We start from the raw sequence: 19,403 nt of genomic DNA on the forward strand, positions 1-19,403 counted from the left end.
CCAGGCCGCTGCGTCTCTGTCCCGGCTACGTCGGCGAAGGAGGACGCGTCGTCGTCGATGACGCTGGCCGGAGAGCTCTCTCATCTAGGGAGTGTCAAGGGTCAACCGAAGCAACTGTCAAGCATCAGCCGAAGAGGGCGACGAACCACTAGAGGAAACGATTCTCCCCGGCGTAGGTCTGACTATCCTGGGACGGGCCGAAATGCCCTGTTAGCGACTGAGGCTCGCGACTCGTCGCGCGACGAGCCCTCCAGTTCACAGGATCACGGCGCCAACGAGCGCACGGTGGTCATTGCAATAGACGACTGAGGTTGAGGATGCCCGTTATCACGCTGCCCATATTGAAAAAGCCCGAATCCTCGCCGGCCGCGGTGGGACCCGTGAGGATGCCCGGGACGCCGATGTTTCCAATGCCGGACATGAGGCCGTTCATGTTGGTGCCGCCGCTGGCGGTGTTGAAGAAGCCCGAGACCTCGATGGCGCCGGTGCCGGTGGGGGTGTTGAAGAAGCCCGAGACATTGGTACCGGTGTTGAAGAAGCCCGAGCTGGTCAGGCCGCTGTCGGTGATGAACCCAAAGCCGGTGTTCACGTTGCCCGAATTCCACGAGCCTGTGTTGGTGGCGCCCGAATTCCCGTCCCCGGTGTTCACGTCGCCCGAGTTCTCGAAGCCCGTGTTGACACTGCCCGCGTTACCGAAGCCGGTGTTGAAGATGCCCGAGTTTCCCATGCCGGTGTTCAACTGGTCCGAGTTCCCGAAGCCGGCGTTGAAGACGCCCGAGTTTCCGATGCCGTTGTTGCCGATGCCGGAGTTTCCGAAGCCAAAGTTGTTGAGGTGGCCCGGCTGAACGAGATTGGTGCCGGCGTTGAACATGCCGATGTTGCCGTTGCCGGAGTTGAAAAAGCCGATGTTGTTGGTACCGGAGTTGCCGATGCCGATGTTTCCGCTGCCCGAGTTCAGCAGGCCCGCCAGGTTGATGCCCACCTGATTGTTGCCGGTCAACCCGATCCCGATGTTGTTGTTGCCCGTATTGCCGAAGCCAAAGTTGCCGTTGCCGGTGTTGCCGCCACCGATGTTGTTGTTGCCGGTGTTGCCGCCGCCCATGTTGGCGTCGCCGAAGTTACCGAATCCCTGGTTGTTATTGCCGAGGTTTCCGATACCCGCGTTGTGGCCGCTATTGGGGTTGCCGAAGTTGCCGAAGCCGATATTGCCGTTGCCGATGTTCCCGAAGCCGTTGTTGTTATTGCCGAGGTTGCCGCTGCCGATGTTGCCGTTGCCGATGTTTCCACCGCCCAGGTTGTTGCTGCCCCGGTTGCCGTTGCCGATATTGCCGCCGCCGGTGTTGCCGCCACCCACGTTGGCGTCGCCCTTGTTGCCGATGCCCAAGCTGGGCAGGCCGTTGAGGAACTGCCGCAGACTGGTCGGCAACGGCAGTTGCGCGACCGCCGCGGAGGCACCCTCGTGATAGCCCTGCATCGCCGCCACGTCCGCGGCCCACATCTCCTCGTACTCGGCCTCGGTGGCCATGATCGCCGGGGCGTTGAACCCCAACAGATTCGAGCGGATCAACTGCACGAACACATTGCGGTTAGCGGCCACCGCCAATGGATGCACGACCGCCGCCCGCGCCGCCTCAAACACACTGGCCACTGCCCGGGCCTGCCCGGCCGCCCCCTGAGCTTGGGCTGCCGCAGCGCTCAAAAAGCCGGCATAGGGGGCGGCCGCGGCCGTCATCGCCGCCGACGCCGTGCCTTGCCACGCCTGCGCTGTTAGGCCTGTGGTGACCGAGTGAAAAGATGATGCCGCAGAGCCTAATTCCGAGGCCAACCCCTCCCACGCCGCCGCCGCGTCCAACATCGGTGCCGACCCCGCACCGGTATACATCTGCAAGGAGTTGATCTCCGGCGCTAACATAGCGAAATTCACCATTGTTGACCTCCTACCAACTCACCCGCCGCCATCCGAGGCGATCGGTGCCCGATTGTGCTGGTTACGAACGGCTTTCGCGTTCCGTTGACTGGCGACGCTCGCCGGATCGGCTGCCTCTGCCTCCGACAACGCCGGGGCCCGATCCCAACGACTTGCTGCCGCGACGCTACGAGGCCGGCGGCGAGCAGGACATGACCAGAACTAGGCATTTCCGCCCAGGCCCAGGATGGTCAGATCTGACTAGGTGACGCCCCGCCGCCAGCGGCGAAGGCGTTCGGCCCTGTTCAGTTGGTGCGTCCACCGGAGACGATTCGGTGCTGGCCAATTGAAAGTCGAGAACGTGGAACGCAAGCGGGATCGCGTTGTCGTGGGTGAACCGCGCCATCATCGGCGCGGGAATCTTCGTGGCGCCGGACCACGGGTGACAGGTGGTCAGGCGGGACGGGGTCGTAGAATCGTCTTGGCTCATCGAGCCGGCCCCGGCCGCGTTAGCTCAGTTGGTAGAGCGTCGCTCTTGTAAAGCGGATGTCGAGAGTTCGAGTCTCTCACGCGGCTCCATTTTTCTGTCGGCACTGACGAATGGCGTCGTCTTATATCGATGACCTGTCTGGGGTGCGGAGCCGTTTTCGGAGGCCGTCGACTAAAGGTGTTCTGCGCCAATGCATGCGACCAGTCGCACCGCCGACGCTTGCTCTTGGAGTCCTGGCTCGACACCGGAGACCGCGGGTAAACCAGGGTGCCGGCCTAATGGGTCACTCGTCGGTCTCGATGATGCGCGTTGAGCGCACCGTCCGCGACGACGACCGGCGCGGCATGCGGCGGCCCGGCAGCGGAATCCGGTCGGCGATGCTGCTCAACGGGTTGACCACCATGGTCAGTCCGACGACGGCGTCCTGCAGGGTGGCGATGGCCGGCTCCAGCGCCTCCATCCCCGGGGTTAGCCGCGCCAGGGTGTCGGCGACGTCGGCGAGCTGCTCCAGCGGACCGTTCCTGGCGGTCAGCTTGTCGATCAGCCCGCCCTCGGCGAGCAGCCGATCGGCCAGCCCGTCCTCGGACAGCACCCGGTCGATCAGCCCGTCCTCGGAGAGCAGCTGATCGGCCAACCCACCCGGCTGCAGCGCGCGCTGCAGGCCGCCGCCCTCGGCGGTCAGCCGGTCGAGCAAACCGCCCTCCGACGTCAGCATGTCGACCACCCCGCCCGGGCGCAGCAACCGGTCCAACGGCCCGTCGGCCGCCACGGCGCGGCCCAGCGGTGCGTCGTCGTCCAGCAGCCGGGCCAGCCGGTTGGCGCGCATGATCGCCTCGTCGATCCCGAGCATCGAAGCCATCGCGTTGCTGCCGGAGTCCCCGGCATCGCCCAGCGCGCGCTTCGCCACCCCCACCGCCGCGGTCGCGACGTTCAAGCCCGCGTCGGCAGCGGCAAGCCCAACCCGCGCCGGCGCCGTCGCCAGCGACACGATGCCTTTGGCAAAGTTCATAACTTCAGAGTCTATTCGCGCCACCCCCACCCAATCCCAGGCTTTCCAAGCTCATGCGATGATTCTTTGCAGACTGTTAGCAGACGATTGGCATCGAGCTTTCAGGATTCACACAATAATCGGAGAGGCGACTCCCAACTAAGGTTCAACCAAAGGACAGAAGTGACGTCATGACAGCGCCCAGCCAAAGCGGATCGAAGCCGGAAGCTCGCGTCCTCGTGATCGACGACGAGGCCAACATCGTCGAGCTGCTCTCCGTCAGCCTCAAGTTCCAGGGGTTCGAGGTCTACACCGCCACCAACGGGGCCCAGGCCCTGGACCGCGCCCGTGACGCCCGCCCCGACGCGGTGATCCTCGACGTGATGATGCCGGGCATGGACGGCTTCGGGGTGCTGCGGCGGCTGCGCGCGGACGGCATCGACGCCCCGGCGCTGTTCCTGACCGCCCGCGACTCCCTGCAGGACAAGATCGCGGGCCTGACGCTGGGCGGCGACGACTACGTGACGAAGCCGTTCAGCCTCGAGGAGGTCGTCGCCCGGCTGCGGGTCATTCTGCGGCGCGCCGGCAAGGGCGGCGCCGAACCACGCAATGCCCGGCTGAGTTTCGCCGACATCGAACTCGATGAGGAGACCCACGAGGTGTGGAAGGCCGGCGAACCGGTGTCGCTGTCGCCCACCGAGTTCACCCTGCTGCGCTACTTCGTCATCAACGCCGGCACCGTGCTGAGCAAGCCGAAGATCCTCGACCACGTCTGGCGCTACGACTTCGGCGGCGACGTGAACGTCGTCGAGTCCTACGTGTCGTATCTGCGTCGCAAAATCGACACGGGGGAGAAGCGGCTGCTGCACACCCTGCGAGGCGTGGGGTATGTGCTGCGGGAGCCGCGCTGAGCCGCGAGCGGTAGCGAGGAAGACGGGAATGCCGAACAAGGTTCGACGCGGACTGCCACTACGGGTGGGACTGGTGGCCGCCACCCTGCTCCTGGTGGCGTGCGGTCTGGCGGTCTCCGGTCTGGCCGTCACGTCGATCCTGCGGCACAGCCTGATCAGCCGGATCGACCAGACGCTGCTCGACGCGTCGCGCAGCTGGGCGCAGGCGCCGCGGCGGCAGTCACCGCCGCCCTACGAAGGCCCCGATCCCGGCCGCCCGCCCTCGAAGTTCTACGTGCGAGGCATCGGCACGGACGGCACCCCGTTCACCGCCATCAACGACCGCAACGCCGAACCGGCGCTGCCCCCCAACAATGACGTCGGACCCAATCCGACGACGCTGCCCTCGGTCAACGGCTCGGACATCCAGTGGCGCGCGGTGTCGGTGCGCGGGCCGCACGGCCTGACGACGGTGGCGGTCGACCTGTCCGACGTCCAGCACACGCTCAGCTCCTTGGTCTGGTTGCAGATCGGCATCGGGGTGGCGGTGCTCGCCGTCGTCGGGATCGCCAGCTTCGCGGTGGTGCATCGCAGCCTGCGGCCACTGACCGAGGTCGAACACACCGCGGCCGACATCGCCGCCGGCCAGTTGGATCGCCGCGTCCCCGAACGCGATCCTCGCACCGAGGTCGGGCGACTTTCGTTGGCGCTCAACGGGATGCTCACCCAGATCCAGCAGGCGGTGGCCTCCTCGGAGTCGTCGGCCGACAAGGCCCGCGGTTCCGAGGAACGGATGCGGCGGTTCATCACCGACGCCAGCCACGAGCTGCGCACGCCCCTGACCACCATCCGCGGCTTCGCGGAGCTATATCGGCAGGGCGCCGCGCGCGACGTGTCGATGCTGTTGTCGCGCATCGAAAGCGAGGCCAGCCGGATGGGCCTGCTGGTGGACGACCTGCTGCTGCTGGCCCGGCTCGACGTGCAGCGGCCGTTGGAGCACAACCGCGTCGACCTGCTCGCGCTGGCCAGCGACGCCGTGCACGACGCGCAGGCGATCGACCCCAAGCGCTCCATCACCATGGAGGTCCTTGACGGGCCCGGCACCCCGGAGGTGCTCGGCGACGAACCCCGGATTCGCCAGGTGCTCAGCAACCTCGTCGCCAACGCCCTGCAGCACACCCCGCCCAGCGCCGACGTCACCATCCGGGTAGGCACCGCGGGCAACGATGCGGTGCTCGAAGTGGCCGACAAGGGCCCGGGCATGAATCAGCAGGACGCGTCGCGGGTGTTCGAGCGGTTCTACCGCACCGACTCGTCGCGGGCGCGGGCCAGCGGCGGCACGGGCCTGGGGCTGTCCATCGTCGACTCGTTGGTGCGCGCGCACGGCGGTGATGTCACCGTGACGACCTCACCCGGCGAGGGATGCTGCTTCCGCGTCACGCTGCCCCGCGTCAGCGACGTGTCGGCGCCGGAGCCGGCTCACGCCAGCTGAGCCAGCGCTGCCTTGATCTTGGCCTGGGCCGCATCGAGGGATTCCGATGACGGGTTGCGGTCCACGTTGGCGAAGCCGAAGTCCTTCAGGCTGCGGGTGGGGAAGACGTGGACGTGCAGATGGGGCACCTCCAGCCCGGCGATGATCAGACCGGCACGCTCCACCCGGAACGCCTTGCACACGGCCTTGCCGATCAGCTGGCTCACCGCCATGACGCGGGCGAACACCGCACCGTCGATGTCCTGCCACTGATCGATCTCGGCGCGGGGCACCACCAGCGTGTGGCCCTGCGTCATCGGCTCGATCGTCAGGAACGCGACGATGTCGTCGTCCTCGTAGACGAAACGGCCCGGAAGTTCACGGTTGATGATCTTGGTGAAGATCGACGCCATGGCCCCCAGCATAGGTTCGGCGGCCGACCGATGAGTTTGGCGGGTGTGGAGGGTCAACCCTGCGACGACAATCGACGCAGAGGAGTTCCCGCCATGTCACAGGTGCGCGTGCACAATTTTTCGGTTTCCCTCGACGGCTTCGGCACGGGCATCGGGCAAAGCGCGGACGCGCCGTTCGGGCACGCCGGCGTCCGGCTGCACGAATGGTTCTTCGCGACGCGCACCTTCCGCGCGATGCACGGCGAGTCGGGTGGGACGACGGGCATCGACGACGCCCTGGCCCGCACATGGGAGCCCGGCATCGGCGCCGAAATCATGGGACGCAACAAGTTCGAGCCTTGGGACGGCGGCGATGACTGGAAAGGCTGGTGGGGCGGCGACCCGCCGTTTCACACCCCGGTGTTCGTGCTTACCCACCACCCCCGGCCACCGATCGAGATGGACGGCGGCACCACCTTCCACTTCATCGACGCCAGTCCCGCGGAGGCCCTGGGGATCGCCCGAAAAGCCGCCGGCGGCCTCGACATTCGCCTCGGTGGGGGACCGTCAAGCATTCGCCAGTTCCTCGCCGCCGACCTCGTCGACCGCATGCATGTCGCGGTGGTGCCCATATTCTTGGGACGCGGGGAGCCGTTGTGGGAGGGACTGGAGGGCCTCGAGCAGCGGTTCGCGGTGGAGTCGGTGACCAGTCCGAGCGGCGTCACGCATCTGAGCTTCACCCGCCGCTAGACAATCGCGCCTGCCACGCCGTCCGAAACCGAATTGTTAGCGCACCGTTGCTAATTCGTTCCGGCGTCTCGGGAAAATCACTGTACGCAATTCACGGGAGGAGACCTCTGTGCGGTTTCCCGTGGCATTGCTGGCCGCTTGCGCCGTCGCCATGGCCCCGGCCCTCGCCGCCGGCGGTGCGTCGCCGGTGCGGGCGGCCGCCGCGTTCGGGCCGTTGGCGCCGCCCAACCCTTTCATGGCGCCCCTGGGGCTGGCGTCGCTGCACAACGACTCCGAATCCTCCGATGCCGGACCGCTTTCCGGGCCCGGAGCCCACCTGGTCCCCATTTTCGGCTACCCGCTGCTGGCGGCATGCCCGACGATCATGCAGGGCACCGACGGGCTGGTGTTGGCGCTGTGCACCACCGACATCGGCCAGACGCCGACGGTCGTCCTGATCGATCCGGGTGGCTGGGTCCCCGTCTTCGTCCCGTTGGCCAAGCTGCACGTCGCCAAGGGTGGTCTGCTCGGCGGCGTCTACGCCTACCTGGACAACAACAACCAGGTGGTGATGATCGACGGCAACAACCACCTGCTGCGCATCGCCCATGTCAAGGACGGGGCGCTGGGTTGTTGGAAGCTGGTCATCACCGAGTCCACCGACCTGTCCGGCGCGATACCGGCCGGCGACAACTCGGTGGGTCTGGTCCCCGACTACGCGGGCAACGTCTGGTTCGCCACCGGCAACGGCGTTGTGGGCGTGTCGAAGCCGGGCGGGGGCGTCGCCACCATGCATCTGCCCGCCGGCGAGGAGGTGGCGAACAGCATCTCGTCGGCGCCCAGCGGTCGCGTCGGGGTCGCCACCACCTTCGCCCTCTACGAGCTGAACCTGGACATCGTCGGCAATCCGCAAATCCTTTGGCGCCAAACCTATGACCGCGGCCCCGCCCGCAAGCTCGGGCAGCTGAGCTGGGGGACGGGCTCCACGCCGGTGTACTTCGGCCCGACCAGCGGCGCCGACTACCTGACCATCGTCGACAACGCCAGCCCGCAGGTGCACGCGCTGGTCTATCAGTCGGGCACCGGCCAATTGGTCTGCCAGCAACCGGTTTTGACGCTGGGTGGCCCGGGCAGCGAGAACGCGCCGATCGGCGTCGGCAATTCGGTGTTCGTGTCCAGCACCTACGGCTACCCCTATCCCGCGGTCCCGGCGGGCGCGCCGCCCGCGGTGCCGCCGACGGCGCCGTTCGTCGGCGGGATGACGCGGGTCGACGTCGACAACCCCGGCTGTCACACCGTGTGGGAGAACAAGGTTCGCAGCGCGGCGCTACCGCACCTGTCGACCGCGGACGGCCTGCTCTACACCATCACCCGGATCGGGTGCGACCAGACCACGCCGCTCGACGCCTTCGCCTACGGAGTGGTCGACGCCGCCAGCGGGGCGCTGCTATGGCAGCAGCCGAAGTCACTCACCATCCTCAGCGATCCGCTGCAGACCCCGACGATGGTGCTGATGGACGGGAAGGTCATGCAGGGCAACCTCACCGGGATCGGCCGCATCGGCTGAGCGGCCTACTCTTCCTTGCCGAACTTCATCATGTCGAGGTTCCAGTAGCCGCGCATGTTGGTGATCAGCCCGGCGTCGTTGACCTTGTAGGTGAACACCCCGCGCACAGTGCTGGTGAATCCACCCTCGAACTTGCTGTGCAGCACCAGGATATGGGCGATCTCGTCGGGCGAGCTCGACGGGAACGTCTCCTCGCACGTGATGGTCAGCTGGTTGGCCGCGATGTTGTTGTCGTAGAAGGCCGCGACGCCCTCCTTGCCCTTGACGCCGTCGCCGTCGGGGTTGGTGACGGACTTGCCGATCGGGTCCTCGACGACGACGTCGTCGGCCATCAGCGCCAGCCAGCCCTCCCGGTCGTGGGCTTGCACGCAGCGCCACGAGGCCTGCGACGCGGCCAGGGCCGGCGAGGCCTGAGCGGTTTCGGTCATGGTGTTTCTCCTGTCTCTAGATTGCGCACGCGGCGCGTGCGCCTTCCTCGGTGGCTTTGCGGATGAGGCCCAGGCCGGTGCAGTCGCCGGCGGCGTGCACCTCGGCGTCCGGCATGGCGGCGACCAGGGCGTCGAACAGGGCGGTGTCGGGCTGGACCGTTCCGGCGATGACGACGCTCTCGGCGGGCAGCTGCCGGGTGGCGCCGCCGGCGGGCGTAAACACGACGGCCTGCGTCGTGATCCGTTCGACGGCCGCGCGGACGTGCACGGTGACGCCGAGCCGGTCGAGGCGATCCATGTGCTCGGTCTTGCGTTTGTTGCCCACCTCGGGGGCAATGTCCTTGCCGGCCTCGAGGATTGACACGAACCGGCCTCGCGCGGCGAGGAACTCGGCGAGCTCGAGGGCGACCAAGTCGCCGCCGATGATGGCGACCCGCTGGCCCAACGGCATCCACGCGCGACTCGCCAGCCGGAACGCTGCGGGGTGCAGCAGCCGCTGTAGCCGGCCGGCGAACAGCCGGCCGTCGAGCAATTCGCGTAACCCGGGACCGGTGTGCACGTGCGGCAGGTCGGCGCCGGGAATGGCCGGCACCGCGACGTGGCCGCCGGTGGCCACCACCACCGCGTCGGGCGCTTGCGCGGCCACCTCGTCGGCCGAAACACCGCGGCCCAAACGAACTTCGACCGTGCTCGCCTTGATCTCGTCGCGCAGGTATCGCAGGAACGGCTGGTTCTCGGGATGCAGGACCGACGCCCAGCGCAGGGCGCCGCCGAGCTGGCCGCCGCGCTCGAACAGCGTGACACGGTGGCCGCGCTCGTCGGCCACGCGGGCTGCCTCCAGTCCGGCGGGGCCGCCGCCGATCACCACCACGCGCTTGGCGCGGTCGGCGCGCGGCGCGGCCAGCTCGCGCTCCTTGCCGGTGCGGGGGTTGACGGCGCAGTCGACGGAGAAGCGTTGTTCCATTGCGTCGATGCAGTTTTCACACGAGATGCACTTGCGGACCCGGTGCGCCCGGCCGGACCGCAGCTTGCCGGGCAGGTCCGGGTCGGCAAGCAGCGGGCGGCCCATCGCGACGAAATCGGCGCGCCCGTCGGCCAGGATCCGTTCGGCCCGCGCCGGGTCGTGGATGCGGCCCACGGCGATCACCGGCACGTCGACGACCTGCTTGACCGCGGCCGCGGCGCCGACGTTGAGCTCGTCGCCGTCGTCGGCGCCGTTGACCATGCCCGTAACGAGCCGGTCGATCACGCCGCCGCTGACGTGAAACGCGCTCACGCCGGCGGCGACGAGTTCGGTGGCCAGTCGCGCGGTTTCGTAGATGGGACGCCCGCCCGCCACCCGTTCGTAGCCGGAGATGCGCAGCGTGATCGGCACGGCGTCGCCGATCTCCGAGCGGATCGCGGCCAGCGCCTCGAGCACCACCCGCACCCGCCCGCGGGACGAGTCGCCGCGGTAGTCGTCGGTGCGCCGATTGCGTTGCGGGGCAAGGAAAGATCCCAGCAGCATGTAGCCGTGCGCGGCGTGTAACTCGATGCCGTCGTAGCCGGCCTCGACGGCACGGCGCGCCGCGGCCTTGAACAGATCGAACACCTCGCAGAGCTGGCGCTTGCTGATCTCGGCCGACGGGCGCCCGGTGAGGTAGGAGGGGATCACCGAGGGCCCCAGCGAGGTGACGCCGAACATCTCCGGTCCGAGCCCGTCGGGCCCGGCGTGCACGATCTGGGGCTGGATCTTGGCGCCGTGTTCGTGCACCACCTCGACCAGCGCCCGGTGCGCCTCGACCGCGTCGTCGGTGGCCAGGTGCAGGCCCCCGGGCGTCTCGGGGTGATGGTGGTCGACCCCGGTGGCGCCCAACGTGATCAGGCCGACGCCGCCCTTGGCGCGCGCGGCGAAGTAGTCGCAGGTGCGCTGTGACGGCAGCCCGTCCGGGGTGCCGTACATCGTCTCCATGGGAGACATGACCACCCGGTTGCGCACCGCCATGGCGCCGATTCGTCCCGGCGCCAAGAGGTGGGGAAAGCTGGTCACTGAGGACCGGTCGGATTACCGGTCGGCGTCGGTGTACCGGATGACGCCGCGGATGTTCTTGCCGTCCAGCATGTCCTGGTAGCCGTCGTTGATCTGCTCGAGCTTGTACTGGCGAGTGATCATGTCGTCCAGGTTGAGCTTGCCGGCCTTGTACATCGACAGCAGCTGCGGGATGTCGTACTGCGGGTTGCCGCCGCCGAAGATGGTGCCCTGCAGGTTCTTCTGCATCAGGGTGAGCATCGCCAGGTTCAGGTTGACGTTGGTGTCCAGCAGGCTGCCGATCGCGGTCAGTACGCAGGTGCCGCCCTTTTGGGTGATGTTCAGGTAGGCGTCGACGTCGGCGCCGTGCAGCTCGCCGACCGTCACGACCACCTTGTGGGCCATCAGGCCGTAGGTGACCTCGGCCATGCCGGCCAGCGCGGCGTTGATGTCGGGGTAGACGTGGGTGGCGCCGAACTTGAGGGCCTGATCGCGCTTCCACTCCACCGGGTCGATCGCGAAGACGTAGCGGGCGCCCGCGTTGACGGCGCCCTGCAGAGCCGCCATGCCCACGCCCCCGACGCCGACGATGGCGACGTCCTGGCCCGGCCGGATGTCGGCGGTGCGGACCGCCGAACCGTAGCCGGTGGTGACGCCGCAGCCGACCAGGGCGGCCACCTCAAACGGGACCGACGGGTCGATCTTCACCACCGAGCTGCGGTGCACGACCATGTACGGCGAGAAGGTGCCCAGCAGCGTCATCGGAAAGACGTTCTGGCCGCGGGCCTGGATGCGGAAGGTGCCGTCGGAAACCGCGGCGCCACCGAGCAGCCCCGCCCCGAGGTCACACAGGTTGCGCATGCCGGCCTGACACGTCGGGCAGGACCCGCAGGACGGGATGAACGACAACACCACGTGGTCGCCCGGGGCAATGTCCTCCACGCCGGGCCCCACCTCGGTGACGATGCCCGCGCCCTCGTGGCCGCCCAGCACCGGGAAGCCCGCCATCGGGATGCCGCCGGTGACCAGGTGATGGTCGGAGTGGCACATGCCCGCCGCTTCCATCTGGATCTTGACCTCGTGGGCCTGAGGGTCGCCGATCTCGATCTCCTCGACGGACCACGGCTGGTTGAACTCCCAGATCAGAGCGCCTTTTGTCTTCATGAACAACCTCCATTAGCAAGCTCTGGCCGAAAATTCGGCAAGACGGCCGGTCAGGGCCCTGACGTCATTTTTAGAACGTGTTCTCGTTCGCCAGACCATTATGACGTGCGTCACCGGGCTGTCGACAAGGGGGGACCACCAACTGGTCGGGAGATCACCAGATCGGAACGGGCGCCTGTCCGAGCGGGTAGTAGCCGGGCAGCTTCTCGCCGGCGACGCTGCGTTCGATCCGCCGCTGCATGCCTGCGGACAGATCGCCGGACTCGATGAGTGTCGCGAACATCTTGGCGACGTGACCGAAGTCGAAGAAGTCACGCTGCCATTCGATGAGTTGGTCACCGTTGAGGCGGAACCAGCTGCCGCCGATGCCGTAGATCTCGTCCTGGGTGCCGTCGGTCTTGTTGACGATCTGCTTCCAGAAGCCGACGATCTCGCCCTGCTTCTCGTCGATGAGCACCTTCTGGTACTCGTAGACCCAGTTCTCCAGGCCCTCCATCTCCAGGCCGAGCGCGATGTCGCGGATCTCGTCGACGCCGACGCACATCACGTCTTCCTTGGGGCCGATGTTCCACCCGTAGGTGGCGTCCTTGGCGTAGAAGTCCGCCAGCGGCTTCCAGTCGCCGGCTTTTTCGCAGTCCGCGTTGGCCTGCAGCCAGCGGTCGACCCATGCCTCGAGTTCCGCGCGTGAGTGTGACGGCTCCGACGTCATTGTCAGTCTTCTTTCTCTTTGATGAATAGTGCTTGCGTTGGGCACATATCGACCGCGCGCTCGACCTCGTCGCGGGCGTCTTCGGGCGGTTCGGGGTCGACGATCTCGACCTTGCCCCGCTTGGGCACCCGGAAGTAGTTCGGCGCCTCCAATTCGCACATGGCGTGGCCCTGACACAAATCCAGATCCGCTTCGATCCTGAATCCGCCCATGGGACTGACTCCTTACGCGCTGCGCTTGCGGTAGCGGGCCTTGGCCGGCCGGGCGAGCTGGACGACCATCTTGGAGTGGTCGTTGTGGTAGCTGTCGGCGGGCTGCGCCATCTCGAACTCGTACTCGCGCAACAGGACCGAGAAGATCGCCTTGATCTGCATCTGGGCGAACGCGGCGCCGACGCAGCGGTGTCGGCCCGCGCCGAACGGAATCCAGGTCCATCGGTTGACGATGTCGGCCTGCTCGGGCTTGTTGTAGCGGTCGGGGTTGAAGGCGTCCGGATCGGGAAAGTCCTCGGGAATCCGGTTCGAGATCGCCGGGGAGGCCGCGACGTAGTCGCCGTCGTGAATCGGGAAGCCTTCGACCTCGAACTCGCCCTTGGCGACCCGCATCAGGATGATCAGCGGCGGATGCAGTCGCAGGGTTTCCTTGACCACGTTGTCCAGCTTCGGAATCGAGCGCAGCGCATGGAAACTCACCTCCTGACCGTCGGCGTAGAGCTCGTCGAGCTCGGCCAGCACCTCGGCGTACACCTCGGGATGGCGGATGAGCTCGATCAGGGTCCACGCGGAGGTTCCCGAGCTGGTGTGGTGCCCGGCGAACATCAGCGAGATGAACATCCCGGTGACCTCGTCGGCAGAGAAACGCGGGTTGCCGTCGTCATCCTTGATCGATACCAGCACGTCGAGCATGTCGCGGTCGGCCTTGTCCTTCGGCGGATTGGCCAGTCGCTGGTTCATGATCTCCTGCACCACCGCAACGAGTTTCACGCGCGCTTCATCGCGACGCTTGAAGCTCTCGATCGGGAGGTACGGGTCGACGTAGCACAGCGGGTCGGTGCCGCGCTCGAGCTCGTGGTAGTACTCCGCGAATCGGTGGTCGAGCTGTTCGCGGAACTTCAGGCCGATCAGGCAGGCCGTCGAGGTATAGATGGTCAGCTCGGCGAAGAAGTCGAGCAGCTCGATTTCGCCCTCGTCGCCCCAGTTCGCGATCATCTTCTTGACTTCGCCCTCGATGGTGGCGGCGTGGCCCTTCATCTGCTCGCCGCGCAGCGCCGAGTTGTGCAGCATCTCTTTGCGCCGCTCGGGGCTGGCGTCGAACACCACGCCCTTGCCGAAGATCGGTGTCATGAACGGATAGGCCTCGGCCTGGTCCAGGTCCTCGTCGGCGGAGCGGAAGAAGAATTCGTTGGCGCTGGCACCGGACAGCAAGATGACGTGCTTGCCGGCCAACTGGAACCAGCCGACGTCGCCGCACTCGTCGCGCACGCGTTGCATCAAACCGATTGGGTCGGTGCGGAATTCCTCCAAATGACCGTGCTCTTCTTCGCCGCCGGAAACCCGCGGCACAATCGCTGTGGTCATGGCATCCCCTCTTCGCCGAGTCCGAGCTTCTGGCGATCTTTGTTGTCGGCCAACGGGGCTTCGGGCTGAAGCTCCATGTTCGCGATGAAGCCACCGCGCGGTGTCTCGGCGACGAACGTGATGGCTCGTGCCAGGTCCGCCGCGCGCAGGAAGTAGTCGTGGCGGGCCTGGCCCCACTTGGCCCAGTCCTCGAGTGCGGGGCCGATCTTTTCGGCGGGCAGGCTCCAGCCCATCGCCGTTTTCGTGGGCCCGGGGTGCACGATCGAGGCCCGCACGCCGGTGCCCTCGAGCTCCATCTGGAAGTTGGTGACCATCGCGACGAGCGCGGCCTTGGCGGCGCCGTAGGCGCCCATGTGCGGCCGCTGGCGCAGGGCGACATCGGAGCCGACGAAAATCAGGTCGCCGCGCTGCCGGTCGAGCATGCCGGGCAGCACCGCGGCGGCGAGCCGGTTGGCGCCGACGAGGTGGATTTGCAGCTGCGACTCGAACTCGTCGGTGGTGATCTCGGCCAGCTTGCCGAAGTACGTGTCGCCCGCGCCGGTCACCAGCACCTCGATGTCGCCGAGCGCATCGACCGACTGTGCGACAAACGACTTCACCGAATTCGGGTCGGTGACGTCCAGGTGGAATCCGACCGCCTCGCCGCCCTCGGCGTTGATCTTGCCGACGATGTCGTTGAGCTTTTCCACCCGGCGCGCGCCCAGGGCGACCGGGAAGCCGTGCGCCGCCATTTCGATTGCGGTGGCCTCGCCGATCCCGGAGGAGGCGCCGGCCACGATCGTGGGCCGCCGTTCGGGCAGGGGGTCAAAGCGGGGCATTCAGCGGACCTCCACGCTCATTGGTAGGTGAGCGAATCCGCGCACATTGCTCGAATGGACGCGGACGGCGTTGGCCTCGTCCACTTCATATCCGCGGATCCGCTTGAACAACTCGGTCAGCGCCACCCTGGCCTCCATCCGGGCGAGGTGGGCGCCCAGGCAGAAGTGTGCGCCGCTGCCGAAACTCAGTAGCTTGGGCCCGATTTCGCGACCGATCAGGAAGTCGTCGGGCTCGTCGAAGACCCGCTCGTCACGATGCCCCGAACCGGGCAGCAGCAGCAGGACGTCGCCCTCCGGGATCGTGGTGCCGTAGAGGGTGAGCTCTCCCGACACGGTGCGGGCCAGGATCTGGCTGGAGGTGTCGTAGCGCAGCGTCTCCTCGACCCACAGCGGCACCCGGGACAGGTCGGCGTAGACCGGCGCCAGCTGGTCAGGGTTCTTGTGGCCCCAAAAGGCGGCGTTGGCAAGGAGTTTGGTGGTCGTCTCGTTGCCGGCGATCACCATGAGGAACATGAACCCGAGGATCTCGTCGTCGGTGAGCCGGTCGCCGTCGATCTCGGCTTCCAGCAGCGCCGACGTCAGGTCGTCCGTTAGCTTCTTGCGCCGCTCGGCCACCATCCCCTGGTAGTAGACGATGAGGTTGATGGAGGCCTCGACCGCCTCCGGCGGCACGTCGGTGACACCCTCGTCGCGGTGCATCACGCCGTCGGCCCAGGCGCGCACCTGTGCTCGGTCCGGCTCCGGCACACCCATCAGCTCGGAGATGACGTCCATGGGCAGCTTGCCGGCGAACTCGTCGATGTAGTCGACCGTGCCGTCCGTCGCCCTGTCCAGCATGGTGTCCAGGTGCCGCGTCGCGATCTCGGTGACGCGGGGCTCGAGTTCGCGAATCCGACGCGGGGTGAAGCCCTTTGAGACCAGGGTGCGCAGACGCAGGTGCGCGGGATCGTCCATCGCCAGAAACGACATCGTCTTGCTGGCGTGCGGGCCGCGCGATGCCGGATCCAGCGAGACACCGAATTTGTTGGAAAGCGTTGTGCTGTTACGGAATCCCTGCAGCACGTCTTGATGCCGCGACAACGCCCAGAACTTCAGTTCCTCGTTGCGGTACAGCGGCGCCTCGTCGCGAAGTCGCTTGTAGTAGGGGTAGGGATCCTCGTGGAAGTCGTAGTTGTAGGGATCCAAGACCGGCTTTTCGGTCTGTACGGTCATTGCTCTTCTCCAGGGCGGGGCAGGATGAGTCCGACGACATAGCCCAAACGGTCGGCGATCTGGTGATAGGTGAACTGGCCGCTGGCGGCTTGTACCAGTGCGCCGAAAAAAGCCATCTCGAGCGCGGACACCGTGTTGGGGTCGGCGCCGGGCCCGATCGCGGTGGAGATGCGGCGGTGGATCTCTGCGCCGATCCGGTCGCGCGCGGCGCCCACGGCGGGGTCGGCGCCGCCGCCCAGCAACGCCGTCGTGCATGCCGCCCCGACTTCCGGTTCGTCGGCGACCACCAGCGCAAGGTGGCGCAACACCTTGTCCACCCGGACCGGCATCGGGTCGTTGACGTCGGTGAAGTACGGGACTTGCCGGACCAGGTCGAGGTAGACCTCCGCAATCAAGTGGTTCTTCGACGAGAAGTAGGTGTAGGCGGTGGCCGGGGCGACCTTGGCCCGGGCAGCCACCGCGCGGACCGTCAGGTCGGCGTAGGACTTCTCGCGGAGGGTTTCGATGCCGGCAGCAAGCACCTTGCGGAACGTCTCTTCCTGGCGGCGGTTGCGCACCGGCTCTCCGGTCTGGTGGCCTGCCTGGGATGCGACAGTAACCAGGGCATCGCTGGACACGTGTCCACGCTATCGGACGTCGGGGACGGGAAGCAAGCGTGAATTGTGAAAGCGCAGGTTAACGGGGGATGGGCGGCCGGTAAGCCGCCGCGTGCGTGATCGGGCCTTGCACCGCGGATGGCCCGGCGACTAGGGTTCGGTCGGACAACTGTCCACTAGCCTGACTAGGCGGGAGCGGGAGATATGGCGTTACTGGCCGACGGCGCGAGCGCATTGTTCATCGACGGCAAACTGGCGCCGGGCAACGCGGGCACCTTCCCGACGATCAACCCGGCAACCGAGGAAGTGCTGGGCGTCGCCGCCGACGCCGACGCCGACGACATGGGCCGCGCCATCGATGCGGCGCGCCGGGCCTTCGACGACACAGACTGGTCGCGCAACACCGAGCTGCGCGTGCGGTGCGTGCGGCAACTGCGCGACGCCATGCAATCCCATCTCGAGGAACTGCGCGACATCACCATCGCCGAGGTCGGCGCGCCGCGGATGCTCACCGCCATCGCCCAGCTCGAGGTCCCGGTCAACGACCTGGCATTCGCGGCCGACACGGCCGAGTCCTACGTGTGGAATCAGGATCTCGGCGAGGCGTCGCCGATGGGGATTCCCACCCGGCGCACCATTGCGCGGGAAGCCGTCGGGGTCGTCGGCGCCATCACGCCGTGGAACTTTCCGCACCAGATCAACCTCGCCAAGCTGGGCCCCGCGCTGGCCGCGGGCAACACCGTGGTCCTGAAGCCCGCGCCCGACACGCCCTGGTGCGCCGCGGTGTTGGGAGAGCTCATCGCCGAACACACCGACTTCCCGCCCGGCGTGGTCAACATCGTGACCTCGAGCGACCACGGGGTCGGCGCGCTGTTGGCCAAAGACCCTCGGGTGGACATGGTTTCGTTCACCGGGTCGACGGCCACGGGGCGCAGCGTGATGGCCGACGGCGCCGCCACCATCAAGAAGGTGTTCCTCGAGCTCGGCGGAAAGTCGGCCTTCATCGTGCTCGACGACGCCGACCTCGGCGGTGCCGTCGGGGTGGCGGGGTTCTCCGTGTGCATGCATGCCGGGCAGGGTTGCGCGATCACCACCCGGCTGCTGGTGCCCCGCGCCCGTTACGACGAAGCCGTCTCCATCGCGGCCGCAACAATGGGCGGGATCAAGGCCGGCGACCCGACCGACCCCGGAACCATTTGCGGCCCGGTGATTTCGGCGCCCCAGCGTGACCGGATACAGGGCTACCTCGACTCGGCGGTCGCCGAGGGCGGGACCTTCGCGTGCGGCGGTGGTCGCCCCGCGGACCGCGACGTCGGGTTCTTCATCGAGCCCACCGTGATCGCCGGCCTGGGTAACGACGCCCGCGTCGCACGCGAGGAGATCTTCGGGCCGGTGCTCACGGTCATCCCCTACGACGGCGACGACGACGCCGTGCGCATCGCCAACGACTCGCCATACGGCTTGTCGGGCACCGTCTTTGGCGCGGACCCGGACCGGGCCGCCGGCGTTGCCGCCCGGATCCGGGCGGGCACCATCAACGTCAACGGCGGCGTCTGGTACTCGGCCGACGCGCCGTTCGGTGGGTACAAGCAGTCCGGCAACGGCCGCGAGATGGGCCTGGCCGGGTTCGAGGAATACCTGGAAATCAAAACCATTGCGACAGCGGTTAACTAGAGGAGCTTGAGGGCATGCGGTTCGAGAACAAGGTCGCCATCGTCACGGGATCGGGCGGTGGCATCGGCCAGGCGTACGCCGAGGCGCTGGCCCGCGAGGGCGCGGCCGTCGTCGTCGCCGACATCAACCTGCAGGGCGCCGAAAAGGTGGCCAACGGGATCAAGGGCGATGGCGGAACGGCGCTGGCCATTCCGGTCGACGTGTCGGACCCGGCATCGGCCAAGGAGATGGCCGATCGCACGCTGGCCGAGTTCGGCGGCATCGACTACCTGGTCAACAACGCCGCGATATTCGGCGGCATGAAGCTGGATTTCCTGCTCACCGTCGACCCCGAGTACTACAAGAAGTTCATGGGCGTGAACCTCGACGGCGCGCTGTGGTGCACCCGCGCGGTGTACAAGAAGATGGCCAAGCGCGGCGGCGGGGCGATCGTCAACCAGTCCTCCACTGCGGCATGGCTTTACGCCAACTTCTACGCACTGGCCAAGGTCGGCATCAACGGCCTGACCCAACAGCTGTCGCGCGAACTGGGTGGCCAGAACATCCGGATCAACGCGATCGCGCCCGGCCCCATCGACACCGAGGCCAACCGGACCACCACCCCACAGGAAATGGTTGCTGACATCGTCAAGGGCCTGCCGCTGTCGCGGATGGGAACGCCCGAGGACGTCGTCGGGATGTGCCTGTTCCTGTTGTCCGACGAGGCGTCGTGGATCACCGGGCAGGTCTTCAACGTTGACGGCGGGCAGATAATCCGGTCATGACCTGCGCCGGCGACGATGCA

At 67.1% G+C, this 19,403-nt stretch carries 18 protein-coding genes and 1 tRNA gene; 7 read left to right on the forward strand and 12 right to left on the reverse strand.

What is annotated here, in order from left to right:
• Positions 1–289: 289 nt before the first annotated feature.
• Complete coding sequence (locus A9X00_RS16995) at positions 290–1,927, reverse strand: PPE family protein (protein WP_067155671.1); 1,638 nt, start codon at positions 1,925–1,927, stop codon at positions 290–292.
• Positions 1,928–2,409: 482 nt separating this feature from the next.
• Here A9X00_RS16995 and A9X00_RS17000 point away from each other — a divergent pair.
• Positions 2,410–2,485, forward strand: a tRNA-Thr gene (locus A9X00_RS17000).
• A 194-nt stretch (positions 2,486–2,679) separates the two neighbouring features.
• Here A9X00_RS17000 and A9X00_RS17005 read toward each other — a convergent pair.
• Entirely contained in the window at positions 2,680–3,405 is a 726-nt protein-coding gene (locus tag A9X00_RS17005; protein WP_067155674.1) for a hypothetical protein, read from the reverse strand.
• A gap of 170 nt (positions 3,406–3,575) precedes the next feature.
• Here A9X00_RS17005 and phoP point away from each other — a divergent pair, with 170 nt between their 5' ends.
• Together phoP and A9X00_RS17015 are read left to right on the forward strand one after the other, a co-directional pair.
• On the forward strand, positions 3,576–4,295 hold the full coding sequence (phoP, locus tag A9X00_RS17010) for a two-component system response regulator PhoP (protein ID WP_067155676.1): 720 nt from the start codon (positions 3,576–3,578) through the stop codon (positions 4,293–4,295).
• A 28-nt stretch (positions 4,296–4,323) separates the two neighbouring features.
• Positions 4,324–5,766, forward strand: a complete 1,443-nt coding sequence (locus A9X00_RS17015) for a cell wall metabolism sensor histidine kinase WalK (RefSeq protein ID WP_067155678.1) — start codon at positions 4,324–4,326, stop codon at positions 5,764–5,766.
• Here the strand turns inward: A9X00_RS17015 and A9X00_RS17020 are convergent.
• Complete coding sequence (locus A9X00_RS17020) at positions 5,754–6,158, reverse strand: HIT family protein (protein ID WP_067155764.1); 405 nt, start codon at positions 6,156–6,158, stop codon at positions 5,754–5,756. The genes A9X00_RS17015 and A9X00_RS17020 overlap by 13 nt on opposite strands.
• A 93-nt stretch (positions 6,159–6,251) precedes the next feature.
• On the opposite strand from A9X00_RS17020, the gene A9X00_RS17025 reads away from it, so the two are divergent.
• Both A9X00_RS17025 and A9X00_RS17030 read left to right on the forward strand, forming a co-directional pair.
• On the forward strand, positions 6,252–6,887 hold the full coding sequence (locus A9X00_RS17025; protein WP_067155680.1) for a dihydrofolate reductase family protein: 636 nt from the start codon (positions 6,252–6,254) through the stop codon (positions 6,885–6,887).
• Between the two features lie 151 nt (positions 6,888–7,038).
• Entirely contained in the window at positions 7,039–8,433 is a 1,395-nt protein-coding gene (locus A9X00_RS17030) for a hypothetical protein (RefSeq protein ID WP_156772142.1), read from the forward strand.
• Positions 8,434–8,438: 5 nt separating this feature from the next.
• On the opposite strand, the gene A9X00_RS17035 is transcribed toward A9X00_RS17030, so the two are convergent.
• From A9X00_RS17035 to A9X00_RS17075, 9 genes are all read right to left on the reverse strand, one after another.
• On the reverse strand, positions 8,439–8,861 hold the full coding sequence (locus A9X00_RS17035) for a ketosteroid isomerase family protein (RefSeq protein WP_067155685.1): 423 nt from the start codon (positions 8,859–8,861) through the stop codon (positions 8,439–8,441).
• Between the two features lie 16 nt (positions 8,862–8,877).
• The gene (locus A9X00_RS17040; protein ID WP_067155687.1) at positions 8,878–10,890 is read right to left on the reverse strand and encodes an FAD-dependent oxidoreductase; all 2,013 of its coding nucleotides are present in this window, start codon (positions 10,888–10,890) and stop codon (positions 8,878–8,880) included.
• A gap of 15 nt (positions 10,891–10,905) precedes the next feature.
• On the reverse strand, positions 10,906–12,033 hold the full coding sequence (locus A9X00_RS17045; RefSeq protein ID WP_067155690.1) for an NDMA-dependent alcohol dehydrogenase: 1,128 nt from the start codon (positions 12,031–12,033) through the stop codon (positions 10,906–10,908).
• A 154-nt stretch (positions 12,034–12,187) separates the two neighbouring features.
• A complete protein-coding gene (locus A9X00_RS17050) occupies positions 12,188–12,742 on the reverse strand; it encodes a hypothetical protein (RefSeq protein WP_067155693.1) in 555 nt (184 codons plus the stop codon).
• Between the two features lie 2 nt (positions 12,743–12,744).
• Positions 12,745–12,954 (reverse strand): ferredoxin, encoded by a 210-nt coding sequence (locus A9X00_RS17055; RefSeq protein WP_067155696.1) that lies wholly within the window; start codon positions 12,952–12,954, stop codon positions 12,745–12,747.
• Positions 12,955–12,966: 12 nt separating this feature from the next.
• Complete coding sequence (locus tag A9X00_RS17060; RefSeq protein ID WP_067155699.1) at positions 12,967–14,319, reverse strand: cytochrome P450; 1,353 nt, start codon at positions 14,317–14,319, stop codon at positions 12,967–12,969.
• Positions 14,316–15,137, reverse strand: coding sequence for an SDR family oxidoreductase (locus A9X00_RS17065; RefSeq protein WP_067155702.1), 822 nt, complete (start codon positions 15,135–15,137; stop codon positions 14,316–14,318). Before A9X00_RS17065 ends, A9X00_RS17060 begins: the two co-directional genes overlap by 4 nt.
• Positions 15,138–16,349, reverse strand: a complete 1,212-nt coding sequence (locus tag A9X00_RS17070) for a cytochrome P450 (protein WP_067155704.1) — start codon at positions 16,347–16,349, stop codon at positions 15,138–15,140.
• Positions 16,346–16,966, reverse strand: a complete 621-nt coding sequence (locus A9X00_RS17075) for a TetR/AcrR family transcriptional regulator (RefSeq protein WP_067155707.1) — start codon at positions 16,964–16,966, stop codon at positions 16,346–16,348. The genes A9X00_RS17070 and A9X00_RS17075 overlap by 4 nt, the downstream gene beginning before the upstream one ends.
• A 183-nt stretch (positions 16,967–17,149) precedes the next feature.
• On the opposite strand from A9X00_RS17075, the gene A9X00_RS17080 reads away from it, so the two are divergent.
• Positions 17,150–18,619, forward strand: coding sequence for an aldehyde dehydrogenase (locus A9X00_RS17080; RefSeq protein ID WP_067155711.1), 1,470 nt, complete (start codon positions 17,150–17,152; stop codon positions 18,617–18,619).
• Positions 18,620–18,633: 14 nt separating this feature from the next.
• Positions 18,634–19,383: an SDR family oxidoreductase gene (locus A9X00_RS17085; protein ID WP_067155714.1), complete on the forward strand. Its 750-nt coding sequence runs from the start codon at positions 18,634–18,636 to the stop codon at positions 19,381–19,383.
• Positions 19,384–19,403 lie beyond the last annotated feature (20 nt).

Origin of the sequence: Mycobacterium sp. 1245805.9 (genome assembly GCF_001672915.1) — a bacterium.
Taxonomy (GTDB): domain Bacteria; phylum Actinomycetota; class Actinomycetes; order Mycobacteriales; family Mycobacteriaceae; genus Mycobacterium.